This window comes from Clostridium beijerinckii (genome assembly GCF_036699995.1).
Classification (GTDB): domain Bacteria; phylum Bacillota; class Clostridia; order Clostridiales; family Clostridiaceae; genus Clostridium; species Clostridium helianthi.
Genome location: NZ_CP144906.1, coordinates 308725 through 322317, shown reverse-complemented (window position 1 = coordinate 322317; position 13593 = coordinate 308725). Strand labels below are relative to the sequence as shown.

Here is a 13593-nt window from a genome sequence, read left to right as displayed (position 1 = left end):
ATGCTATATATCCCTATAACTTGTTCTTGCTATAATTTCGTTTTGCAATTCTCCTGCAAGTTCAGTGAAATATGCTGTATATCCTGCTACACGTACAGTTAAACTACGATAACTTTCAGGATCCTTTTGTGCCGCCAATAAATCTTCTTTACGTAAAACATTAAATTGAATATGTGGTATTTCTAAATCCACAAAGGTTCTTAAAAATTTTGAGAATTTATCTATACCTGTTTGATTCTTAAAAAATTCAGGTAAAAACTTCATATTTAATAAGCCGCCATTAGTAGTTAATTCATTATCTAATTTTGATACAGATTTTAAAACAGCTGTAGGTCCTGCAATATCTCTTCCATATACAGGTGACATACCCCCATCAGCTAAAGGCGCCTTTGCACACCTTCCATCTGTAGATGCTCCTACATTTTCACCCATTGGAACATGGGCCGATACTGTATACATTCCTGTATGATATTTACCTCCACGATAGTTTGTATAAGATTTAAGCTTTCCATTGAAATATCTTGCCCACTTAGCACCAATTTCATCTACCAATTCAATATCGTTCCCGTATTTAGGTGCACGATTTAATAGCATAGCCCTTATCACTTCATATCCCTCAAAGTTATTTTGAAGAGCTTTTAACAAATCTTCTTTAGAAATTCTCTTTTCATCGTATACTAAAAGTTTTATTGCAGCCAAGCTATCTGCTAAATTTGCAACTTGTATCATTTGAATTCCTGACAGATTATATACTGCCCCGCCTTCTGTAACATCTATTCCTTTCTCAATGCAGTCGTCAATAACTGATGATAAAAATGGTGAAGGCAAAACATCTATATGAGCTTTTTCTACTTGTTCACATGCTAAAATCATTCTATCAATGAAATAATCTATTTGCTTAGCAAATGCTTCCTCTAAATCTTCATACTTTTCATAAGTAGTTAGGTTCCCTAGGTCTTGAGCCAATGAATCTCCTGAAATTAAGCATTTTCCACCATTTAGAGTAAGCTCTAAAACCTTATTTAAATTAAACATTGCCGCGTCACTCCAACCAAGATTATTACCTTGAGTTGTAAGCTCTACGCATCCAACAATTGCATAGTCTCTTGCATCTTTTTCTTTAATTCCTAAGTCTATCATAGACGGCACTATTGATTCATCGTTAAAGAACTGTGGCATTCCACTTCCTTTTGACACAACTTTTATGCTCTCTTTCAATAGTTTTTCTGATGTGTTCTTATGAAGTCTTACAGATAAGTTAGGCTGTGGTAGACCTAAATGTTCTTGAGCTTTTAGGAATAAGAAAGATAATTCATTTGAAAAATCATTACCTTTTTCATCTTGGCCACCAATTGCAATATTAAATCCTATAGGAAATCCTGCGAAAAATTTAGCACTATGAGAATTTCTTAGATATACTATCTCATTAAACTTAAGCCAAAGACATTCAATTATTTCTAAAGCCTTTTTATCATTTATATTTCCAAGTTGTATGTCTCTTTCATAATATGGATATAAAAATTCATCCATTCTTCCTGGTGAGAATGATGATGCATTTGATTCCATATGAAGTATAACAAATAGAAACCAAATTGCTTGTACTGCCTCATGGAAAGTTTGTGCTGGCCTTCTAGAGATATTCTTACAAATCTCTGCAACTTGAAGCATATCTGATACTAATTCTTCCTCACAGATTGACTCAGCTTTTTCTTTAATTAAGTTATGGTATCTCATCATAAATTCTTGAGCACCCTCCATAACGATAACTACACTTTTATAAAAATCCTTATTTTCTTTAGTAGCATTCTTCATTTTTTCAATTGCTCTTTGTTTGATTCCTTCTGGACCTAAAGCAAGCCACTCTCTGCAATTTGGACAAATATGTCCTTGAGCATGGTCTTTTTGATTTATTTTTACCACTTTTGCAATTTCATCAATTTCTTTTCCATATCTCTGTCTAATGACATCCTCTAATGAGTGTCCATCCCAATATGGTTTAATAACTTTTCGAAATGTTTCTATATCATTTAAATTCACATTAAATTTGTCTTGAGGTCTAGTTGGTAGAGATTCAAATTCTTTATCAATCCATGAGCTACCGCTCTCTGGAAAAACAACACCATATCTAACCCCTTTAGTACGGTTACCTACTATTAACTCTTCATCATCGACGCCAATTTCTAATTTTGAAAGAGAATTTTTTAATGCTAATGCCCTTTTTATAATAACTGGCTTATCTTCATTCTCTTTATAAGTTTCAGTTATTATAAGTGCTTGTTCGATAGATGCATATCTTTTTTCAGATAACATCTTCTGCTTTAAATTTTTAATTCTTCGAGACATTGCTAATTCATCCATTTCTCTTTCTCCTTTCCTATTACTTATTATTATTTACTATTAATATATTCTTATTTTATATTATTTAAAATTATTTTTCAATGTATTTTTTATTATTTCATATAGTTTTATTAAACTAATATTGGTTTATTTATTGAAGGCTATTTGACTTAAGCATAGATAAAAGTTTAGCTATCTAGTTTATCTTATAATTAAAAATTAATTATTAAATCTTAAAAGCTTTATGATTAATTCATTCTAAATAAAAAATAAGCTGTCTCAAGATAGAAATCTAAATTTCTATTTTGAAACAGCTTTGATTTGTAAATAAAGCCTAGTTAAATTACTTATATTTATAATTTGCTATTATTCTAATTAAATACTTTTTTATTCTATTCACATACTTTTCCTGGATTTAATATGTTCTTAGGATCAAAAGCTAATTTAATTCCTTGCATTATTCCAATACATTCACTTGGAAGTGATTCTTTTAAATATCCTTTCTTTGCAAATCCTATTCCATGTTCTCCTGACACCTGTCCATCTAATTCTTTAGCTTTATCATACATTATTTGCATAACTTCTTTTAATTTAGATTCCCATGCTTCTTGGTCAAGGTCATCTCTTAATATATATATATGAAGATTTCCATCGCCTGCATGCCCAAAGCTTTTTATTCTTATATTAGCAGTACGTTCAAGTTCATGAGTGAAAGTTACAAATTTTCCTATTTGATTTCTTGGAACAACAACATCAACTTCATCCATTTCAGTAGTTAATGCTTTAATTGCTTCAAGGAAACAACCTCTAGCTGACCATATTGATTCTTGTCTTTCTTCAGTATCTGAGATTAATACATCTAAAGCTCCAGCTTCTAAACAAATATTCGCTACATTTTCATAATCCTTTTCAATTTCTTCTGTGGAATTTCCATCGAAAGTTAATAATAGGTATGCATCAGATGATTTATCAGGAAAACTTTTTCCTAAAAATTCTTCTGCAGCAAGTATCGCTTCTCTCTGCATAAATTCAATTGCTGTTGGTATTGACTTAGATTTAATTATTTTAGGCACAGTCTCTATCGCTCTTTCGAGACTTTCAAAAGGAATAAGCAAGCTTAAAGCCTTTTTAGGAAGTGGTAACAATTTCAAAATAGCCTTTGTTACTATTCCTAAAGTTCCTTCCGAACCAACAATTAAATCCTTTAGTGCATATCCGGAGCTGTTTTTAACTACTTTTCCTCCTAAATTTACTATATCACCATTTGGTAATACAACCTCAAGTCCTCTTACATAGTCTCTAGTTACTCCATATTTTACAGCTCTCATACCTCCTGCATTAGTACTTATATTTCCACCGATTGTTGCTGATTTTTCACCTGGGTCTGGTGGATAGAATAAATCAAATTCTTGAACATATTTACCTATGTCCATAAGTAATACACCTGGTTCTAATGTAAGAGTCAAATTTTCTTCATCTAATTCTAAAATTTTATTCATCCTGCTAAGGTCTATAACTATTCCACCTTTAAGTGGAACCGCTGCTCCAACAAGTCCTGTTCCTGATCCCCTTGGAGTAACAGGAATATCATTCTCATAGGCATATTTCATTACTTTTGAAACTTCATCAGCACTTATAGTCTGAATAACTATATCAGGCATTTTCTTAATTCCGCCTAATTCATCATGGCTATAGTCTTCATTTATTTCTTCTCTAAAGAAAACTCTCTCCAAATCATTCTCTGCTATAGATAATATATATTCATAATCTTTTAATTCAACTTCTTTATAACTCATCACCTATGCCTCCTTAGCCATTTTTATTTTTTCTATTAATTCTGGAATTATTTCATATAAGTTTCCAACAACTCCATAGTGAGCAACCTTAAATATTGGCGCTTTATCATCCGCATTTATAGCAAATATATAATCCGAATTATTCATTCCAGCTGTAAATTGAACTGCTCCAGATATTCCGCAAGTTATTATAAGTCTTGGTCTTACTGTTCTACCACTTAATCCGATTTGCCTCTTTGCATCAACCCACCCTGCTTCTATTAGTGGTCTAGTACATGCGAATTCTGCTCCTAAAAGTTTCGCTAATTCTTTTACTAATTCCAAATCCTTTTCTGATTTAATCCCTCTTCCTGCTGCAACTATTACTTCAGCATCACTTATTCCTACTTCAGCATCTTTTTTCTTTATACTAAGCGCTGTAATTTTAGATAAAAGCTTTTCTTTATCTATAGAACATTCTACTATTTCTCCTGAAATATCATCATTTCTTTTTGGTGCTGTCATAACTTTATATCTAACAGTTGCTAATTGAGGTCTAGAATTTGGAGTAACTATCTGAGCCATTATATTACCACCAAATGCCGGTCTAATTTGAACCAAATCTGTATTTTCCTTCATATCTAATATTGTACAATCTGCTGTAAGTCCAGTTTTAAATCTAGCAGCTATTCTTGGCGCTAAAGATCTACCTATAGTTGTAGCACCGACTAAGATCGCTGTTGGTTTTACATTATTTATAAAATCTCCGAAAGCAGCTGTATATGGTTCTATTCTAAAATATTTTAATTCCTCATCATCATATACAAATACCTTATCTACACCATAATGTAATAATTCTTCAGCTTTATGAGAAATATTATTTCCGATAAATACAGCATATACTGGATGATTTATCTTTCCTGCTAATTCTCTTGCCTTTCCTATTAGCTCATAAGTAACAGGATGTATTTCTCCATCTACATGATCAACATAAACGCCTATTCCATTCCAAAGACTTTTATCTATCTCTTTGACTTGCTCCTCTATATATTCAACAGCTCCTTTAGGTCCCTTTTTAACGCAAAGCTTACACATTTTACATGCTCCACTTATTTCAACAACTCCATTATTATTTTCAAGGGCACCAAAAGGACATATTTTAATTAACTCATCAATATCTAATATTTTCTCTTGATTTACTACTAACTTTGCCATAACGCATTCTCCCCTTTAATTATCTTTGTGAGATATCTTTACTAAATATTTAATACCTAAATGAATTTCAATTCTTTTAATTTCTCTCCCATTTTTCCGCTTAATTCACTAGAACTGCCTGTCCACATTTCTCTATCATTATTAACTTCTGGTGGAAATATTCTCTCTACTTGAGTTGGTGATCCATTAAGTCCATAATTTTTCTCATCTTTATCATCAAAATCTTTTAGGCTTAATATCTTTATTTCTCTGTCTTTAGTTGAAAGTTTTTTTCTATAAGAAGGTAACCTAGGTTCGAAAATTCCTTTATCTACAGTTATTAGACATGGGTACGCTATCTTTACTGTTTCAATACTTTCTGGCATATCCATTTCAACTGTGATTGTTGAGTCTTCTACTTTAACTATGTCCTTAACGTTAGCTACATGTGGTATGTTTAACCATTCAGCCATTTCAGATCCTACCTGCGCTGTATCTCCATCTGTTGTTTGCTTACCGCAAATAATAAGTTCGAAATCTCCCATCTTTTTCACGCCTTGAGCTATTGTATACGATGTAGCTAAAACATCAGCTCCTCCAAATTTTCTGTCTGATAATAATGTACCTTCATCAGCACCCATTGTGTAAGCTTCCTTGATTACACTTAAAGCTTGATTAGGACCCATACTTAAGACTTTAACAGTACCTCCTTCGCTCTCTCTAATCTTAAGAGCTGTTTCAAGAGCATACAAATCATATGGATTCATTTTGGAGTCTATGCCATCTCTTTTCAAAACTCCTGTAACTGGATCAACCTCAACTTTAGATGTTCCTGGTACCTGCTTAATGCAAACTAAAATATTCATGATAACTTCCTCCTAAAACTGTATTTTAAATTCCAAACACTGATTGGCAAAGTAATAGTAGTAGTCTTGTCAAAACAATGTGGAATAAACAAACTTTTAAAACTTATTCCAATATACTTCTTGATAAAATCCAATATCAGTTTAATTATTCCGCTATATATAATAGTTTTTGCTAGAGTCACAATAAAACTAATTTATTCCTCCTCTTTCTCAACATGTCATATCAATCTTAAATTGGTATGACCAATTTCAACTTAATTATACTTTCCAAAATATAGTTTGTAAAGTATTGTTATTTATTTAACAGAAAATGTTTACATTGTCTTTATTCCAATATACTCCTTAGTGCCTCATATTCTATATCTTTTTGCTTATATAAAATTTAATAAAAATTCAATTTATATTTTTAATTGATCATAATTTAACATTTTTTGTTTAAAATATAACAAAAATAAAATGGATAAAAAAAATAACCTCACTGACGATTATCTTTTATCCATCTTATTTTTAAAACAGTATATTTTTATTTTTTATACCCATAGGCTTCTCGAATTAAATCAAAGTGCTCTACCATAGCATTATGAGCTTTATTAGCATCTCTGCATTTCAAAGCCCTTACTAAATTCTCATGAATCTCTAATAAATTCCCCCTAGTTTTTCCTGTATGTAAAATTTGCGCTCTTGATTTTCGAATGAATTCATCCATAAGCTGGGATATAACTTCAAGAACATTTATAAGCAAAGTATTTCTTGAGGTTTTCGCTATTAAATAATGAAACTTAATATCAAGTTCAAGACTCTCGACCTCATTTTCTGCTATATACATTCTATCTAATATTGCTGCTAAAAGCTCCAGCTCATTATTTTCTATATTTTTAGCGGATAACCTAGCACAACGAAGCTCTAATGTTTCTCTTAAATCATACATTTCTTCAATTGAACTTTCTTGTAACATAAACATGACAGAAAGAGGTTCAAATAATGAATTATCAAAATTAGTTTTTATATAATTTCCTGCGCCTTGCCTGCTTTCCACAAGCCCTACCACTTCTAACGCTCTCAATGCCTCTCTTATTGATGCACGTGATACTCCTAGAGATTCTGACATTTCTCTTTCTGATGGTAATCTATCTCCCTTTTTTAATTTACCACTTTTTATGTTGTTCTTAATTTGTTCTATAACTTGATGATATACTTTAGGTGTTTTGCTATTGGATGTAAACATATATATCTCCCTTGTTCGCTTTATTGTCTAAAATTTTATATTTTATTAGTACATTATACATCAAAAACAGCTAGAATCCTACATTTGCAGATTTTAAAATTAGTTCTATTCTACTTAAGCACATTCACAATACATACTAATTTATCTATTTAAAAATGCTTCTCTAAAATATTATATTTAAATATTATCCAATATACTTAAGTATTTTTTCTTTATTTTGAATAATCAAATCATACCCATTTTGATATATTGCTTTTAGTTTACTTTTATTTCTCTCAAATCTACTTATATCCATACTTATACTTGGTCTTATTATAAATGCTTTTCCACTTTCCTCTAATTCTTTGCAGTAATCAAGTTGCTGATTGTATTTAATATGCCTATTTTTTAGTACATCTGCAAGCTTTGGATACTTATTTTTATAAAGTCTATAAGTCACTTCATTGGCTTTAGATTTTGCCTTTCTATACCCTTCATTCCTTGTTAATACTATTATATGTTTGTCATTGCCATCCTCTATTGACTTATTAATTGGTATAGGCTCTGAAAGACCTCCGTCAGCATAATATTGTCCATCTATCTTTTCAAATGGAAATACTAATGGTATTGCTATACTTGCTCTAAGAATTGAATTCCTCTTATCCAATAAATCTTTATCAAAATACTCATTCTTCCCAGTCTCAATATTAAAAGCACCTGCTAACATCTTTCCATCAAATTCATAAAATGCCTTATAATCAAATGGACAATGCTTATTAGGTATCTCGTCAAATACAAATTCTAAATCCATAAGAGATTTACATCTAATTAAATTTCTATAACTGATATACCTCTTATTATCCATAAATCTTTCCATTATCTCTAAGTTTCTTCCTCTTTGCTTAGAAACATACGAATATGCGTTAGTAGCGCCTGCAGATACCCCTACTATATACTTTATTTCTGCTTTTATATCCAAAAATCCGTCTAACACACCTGCTGTAAATAATCCTCTGAATGCTCCGCCTTCAAGTACAAGTCCTGTCATAAAAAAACCTCCATACGCAATAAATACTATTATATATTATAACTTAAATAATAAATTTAATCACATAAAAACTTACATAAATGGAGTTTCTAGTTTTTTTAATAAAGTCGTTTATTCTTAGTTCCTATATATTAAATTTATAATAGAAATGAGAATCTCTATAATTCTAATAACATAGAGATTCTCATGATAAATTAATATTTATGTTTATCTATTTTTAACATTAAAAAACAAACTTCTCAATTTGGGATGTAATTTGCTGCATTATATCTTTCAACTCTTCTGCAGATTTAGAAACCTTATGTGCTGAATTATCCATTTCATGAGCTGATACCGATATCTCCTGAGATGCAGCTGAATTTTCTTCCGATACCGCCGATGATAATTCCACATTTTCTACTATATTGTTTTTTCTATTATTAATATCAACTATTGAATCATTTATCTCATGAACTTGAGGAACTATATCACCTATAGATTCTACTATTTCTTTAAATGAAACTATGGTTGATGCTATTGTATGAATCTGCTCCTCTAATTTCTTGTTAGCAATACCTGTTGTTTCTTCAACTAATTTAGTTTCGGAACTTATGTCACCTAGCAAATTATTAATATCTTCTGATGAACTTTTAGATTGCTCTGCTAATTTTCTAATTTCATCTGCAACAATTGAAAATCCCTTACCTGCTTCACCTGCTCTTGCCGCTTCAATAGCTGCATTTAAGGCTAATAAATTAGTTTCATCTGCTATTTCATTAATCATATTAGTTATTTCTGTTATTTTATTTACACTTAAACTTAATTTATTAACTTTCCTTTGTGCTTCATTATAAGATTCTGCAATTTCATTTATCGATATACCTATATTTCTCAATCTTTCATCGCTAATATTAGCTTCATTACTAATATTAATAGTGCTTTTGTCCACTTTCTCTACAGATCTTGTTATTGAATCTAATTTATCACTAAAAGAACTTAAATTATTGTTTATTGACATAAGTCTTTCAGATTGTTCATTAGATCCTTCTGCTATATCATGAATTGAACTAGATACATCTCCTATATAATGCTTCATTTTTTCTGAAACCCTTGAAAGCTCTATTGATTGTTCTGTAACAAGATTCGAATCTTCCTTTACTGTAGATATAATTGATGCAATAGATGCTATAGTCTTGCTTAATGCATTCTGCATCACTCCAAATTCGTTCGTGGATTCAGTATCAAACTTTACAGTGAAATTTCCTTCTGATAAAATCGAAACTTTATGTACAAATTCTTTAATTGAATTCTTAATCATGAATATTATATATGTTGACATAAACGCCAGAGCCAGAATTGATATACTCAATATACTTATAAACATAAATATATTTTTTCTATATGCACTCATAGATTTATTAATCTCGCTTGTAGCTTTATCCTTTTGAAGTTGAACCAATGCCTTATTATCTTGAGCAATTTGATTTCCATATACCCCCATAGCATCATTTGTAATCTTTTTATCTGGAGTTAAGTCTTGTTTTCTTTGATCAATAATACCAGGTATGTACGAATAATATTGTTCATATTCTTCTTTAAATTTCATAACTAATTGGTGTTCTTCTGAATTATTTTCTGATTCTTTGACCTGTCTATTTACTATTTCCGTTATATTCGCATTTAATTCTAGCATGGTCTTTTCATTTGCTTCATCAAATGGTCTATCTATTATTTTTGTTAAAGTATTTCTTAAAACGCCCATACTGCCATTAACATCACCCCAATCACTAAGTTTTGGAATAACATTATTATACATTGTCAAGTTGGCATCATACATTTTAGATGTATTTAAATAGCCCAAAACTCCAATAGTAATTGTAGATATCAAAGATAAAATTACTATTATTATTATACTCCTTATGATTTTCACATCTTTTACTTTTTTTAATCTCATTTCAACTTCCCCCTATGGTTTAAACATATACATACATAACATCGCATTGTTAACGTGTGCAGTTATAATTATACATATTAATTAAAATTATAACAATAGTTATAATTTTACATACATACAAAACAATAATTCACTTATTTACATTTTTATATAATATAAATAATATATATCGTATGAAATACCGCTTAGTGTATTGACGTAAACTATATAAAATGCTATAATCATTACATAAAATAAATCACTACATTAAAAGGGAGTAGTTATAAATATAGCATCAACAATCGCGACTATATTGTTAGTCTGGTGTTATATACCCTAACAGGTAACGAGACTTTTAATATAACTTCAAATTTTTGAAGTTATATTAAAAGTCTTTTTTGTTGTTAATTTATCCGATATCTATCATCAGTAACACCCCTTCTTCAATTGGGTATAACAACTGTACATTTCTGGATGAGGTACCCCTTGAGGGTATAAGTTAAACTCTACCTGAAAATGTTCACTTTATAGACTTTAGCTAATTATGTACTTATTAAATTTTTTCTTTGAAAGGAAGATGCCATAATGAAAAAATATTTTTCTAAAACAGTAGAAGAATCTCTTAAAACCTTCGATGTGACTTTAAAGGGGCTGACGGGCGAAAAAGCTAATAAAATATTAGACTCTGTAGGCGAAAACACCTTAAATGAAAAAAAGAAAAAAAGCATTTTATCTGTATTTCTAGAACAATTTAAGGACTTATTAGTAATCATATTAATTGCTGCTGCTATAATTTCAGCTATGACTGGAAATATGGAAAGTACTTTTGTAATTTTAGCTGTTATAACTATGAATTCTATTTTAGGTACCGTTCAATATGTTAAAGCTGAACAATCTCTAGCTAGTCTAAAAGCGCTATCTGCGCCTAATGCTAAAGTTATTCGGAATGGGGTTAAAATTGAAATACCTTCTAAGACTGTAGTTCCAGGAGATATTTTGATACTAGAGGCTGGAGACTTAGTTGTTGCTGATGGTAGAATATTGGAAAACTTCTCTCTTAAAGTTAATGAAAGTTCATTAACTGGTGAATCCGAAAGTGTGGACAAATTCTCTGATGTTATTGACAAAGATGAAGTTGCTTTAGGCGATCAAAAAAATATGGTTTTCTCTAGTTCACTAGTCACTTATGGACGTGCTACTGTTCTTGTAACTAATACTGGTATGAATACTGAGCTTGGTAAAATAGCCACTCTTATGGAAGAAACTCAAGAAAAAAGTACCCCACTTCAAGTTTCCTTGGATGAATTTTCTAAGAAGTTAGCCTTTGGGATAATTGGTATCTGCGTTATTGTATTTGGATTAAGTATGTATAGAGGTATTGATCTATTAGATTCATTAATGTTTGCTGTTGCTCTTGCTGTTGCCGCTATTCCTGAAGCTCTTAGTTCTATAGTTACAATTGTTCTTGCCATAGGTACACAATCAATGGCTAAAGAGAATGCTATCATTAAAAAACTAAAGGCTGTCGAAGGTCTTGGATGCGTATCTGTTATATGTTCTGATAAAACTGGTACATTAACTCAAAATAAGATGACTGTTAAAAAGATTTTCGTTGATAATAAGTTAATTGATAGTACTAAAATAGATTTTAAAAATTCTGATTCAAATTTCCTTTTAACTAGCTCTGTACTATGTAACGATTCTACTTCAAAAGATGGTGCTGAGATAGGAGATCCAACAGAAGTTGCTTTAGTAAACTTAGGGCATAAATACTCCTTAAATGAAATTGAATGTAGAAATAATTACCCGAGGCTTAAAGAGATTCCTTTTGATTCTGATAGAAAACTAATGAGTACTCTTCACAAGATTAATGGAAAATATATAATGGTTACTAAAGGTGCTCTTGATGTATTACTAGATAGGGTGACTTCGATAAAAACTTCAGCTGGAGTAACACACTTCACTAACAATGATAATATCAATATAAATAATGTTAATAGAGAATTATCATCCCAAGGATTAAGAGTTTTAGCATTTGCTTATAGAGAGCTTAATGAAAATAAAGAACTCACTTTAGATGATGAATATGATTATACTTTCTTAGGTTTAATTTCAATGATTGATCCACCTAGAGAAGAATCTAAAGCAGCTGTTAGTGACTGTATTAAAGCTTCTATTAAACCAATTATGATTACTGGAGACCACAAGATTACAGCTTCTGCTATTGCTAAAGAAATTGGAATATTGCAAGATGGTGACTTAGCTGTAGAAGGCTTAGAACTTGATAAAATGTCCGATGACGAACTCAACTCAAAATTAAAGCACATTTCCGTTTACGCAAGAGTATCTCCAGAACATAAAATAAGAATAGTTAAAGCATGGCAAAACAAAGGTAAAATTGTAGCTATGACTGGAGATGGTGTTAATGATGCACCTGCATTAAAGCAAGCTGATATTGGTATTGCAATGGGTATAACAGGTACTGAAGTTTCAAAAGATGCTGCTTCAATGATTTTAACAGACGATAACTTTGCTACTATTGTTAAATCAGTTACTAATGGGCGAAATATCTATGCTAATATAAAGAATTCAATAAAATTCCTACTTTCAGGTAATACTTCTGGAATTCTTGCAGTACTATATTCATCAATATTTGCGCTCCCTGTTCCATTTGCAGCTGTGCACTTATTATTCATAAACTTATTAACAGATAGTTTACCTGCTATAGCAATTGGTATGGAAAAATCTAAAAAAGATGTTTTAAAAGATAAACCTAGAGATGCTAAAGAATCTATTTTAACTAAAGATTTTATAATAGATATTTGTAGTCAAGGTTTGCTGATTGGAATATTCACTATGGTTTCTTATCATATTGGTTTAGCTACAGGAAGCCATGGGCTTGCAATGACTATGGCATTTAGTACCTTATGTTTAGCTAGATTATTCCACGGATTTAACTGCCGAGGCAAAAAATCCATCTTTGCCCTTGGAGTTTTTAATAATAAATTTAGCTGGATTGCCTTTATATCAGGTGTTGTACTTGTAAATGCAGTTTTACTTATACCAGCACTTCAAGGATTATTTGAAATAACTCCACTTACTACTAATGAGTTAATGTTAGTTCACTTATTTGCTTTCATTCCAACTTTAATAATACAAACTATTAAGGTTGTTAGAGATTTTATTGAAAGAAAAAATGAAAAGAATAGAGATAGAGACGTTAATGATTCAACTATGAGGGCTGCATAAAATACCTT

Annotated in this window: 8 protein-coding genes; 1 reads left to right on the top strand and 7 read right to left on the bottom strand. The window is 30.6% G+C overall.

The window, feature by feature from the left end; genetic code table 11:
• Positions 1 to 3: 3 nt before the first annotated feature.
• The 7 genes from PZA12_RS01525 to PZA12_RS01495 all read right to left on the bottom strand — a co-directional run bounded on the left by PZA12_RS01525 (position 4) and on the right by PZA12_RS01495 (position 10357).
• Positions 4 to 2358: a glycyl radical protein gene (locus PZA12_RS01525; RefSeq protein ID WP_103698131.1), complete on the bottom strand. Its 2355-nt coding sequence runs from the start codon at positions 2356 to 2358 to the stop codon at positions 4 to 6.
• A 371-nt stretch (positions 2359 to 2729) separates the two neighbouring features.
• On the bottom strand, positions 2730 to 4133 hold the full coding sequence (locus PZA12_RS01520; protein WP_103698132.1) for an FAD-binding oxidoreductase: 1404 nt from the start codon (positions 4131 to 4133) through the stop codon (positions 2730 to 2732).
• Positions 4134 to 4136: 3 nt separating this feature from the next.
• Positions 4137 to 5327 carry an electron transfer flavoprotein subunit alpha gene (locus tag PZA12_RS01515; RefSeq protein WP_103698133.1) on the bottom strand — a complete coding sequence of 397 codons (1191 nt, stop codon included), beginning with the start codon at positions 5325 to 5327 and terminating at the stop codon, positions 4137 to 4139.
• Between the two features lie 56 nt (positions 5328 to 5383).
• Complete coding sequence (locus PZA12_RS01510; protein ID WP_065417003.1) at positions 5384 to 6172, bottom strand: electron transfer flavoprotein subunit beta/FixA family protein; 789 nt, start codon at positions 6170 to 6172, stop codon at positions 5384 to 5386.
• 523 nt (positions 6173 to 6695) lie between these two features.
• Positions 6696 to 7397, bottom strand: coding sequence for a FadR/GntR family transcriptional regulator (locus PZA12_RS01505; RefSeq protein ID WP_103698134.1), 702 nt, complete (start codon positions 7395 to 7397; stop codon positions 6696 to 6698).
• A 184-nt stretch (positions 7398 to 7581) separates the two neighbouring features.
• Positions 7582 to 8424: a patatin-like phospholipase family protein gene (locus PZA12_RS01500; protein WP_078116939.1), complete on the bottom strand. Its 843-nt coding sequence runs from the start codon at positions 8422 to 8424 to the stop codon at positions 7582 to 7584.
• A gap of 223 nt (positions 8425 to 8647) precedes the next feature.
• Positions 8648 to 10357, bottom strand: coding sequence for a methyl-accepting chemotaxis protein (locus PZA12_RS01495; protein WP_103698135.1), 1710 nt, complete (start codon positions 10355 to 10357; stop codon positions 8648 to 8650).
• A gap of 564 nt (positions 10358 to 10921) precedes the next feature.
• Between PZA12_RS01495 and PZA12_RS01490 the strand changes: the two genes are divergently transcribed.
• On the top strand, positions 10922 to 13585 hold the full coding sequence (locus tag PZA12_RS01490) for a cation-translocating P-type ATPase (protein WP_103698136.1): 2664 nt from the start codon (positions 10922 to 10924) through the stop codon (positions 13583 to 13585).
• Positions 13586 to 13593 lie beyond the last annotated feature (8 nt).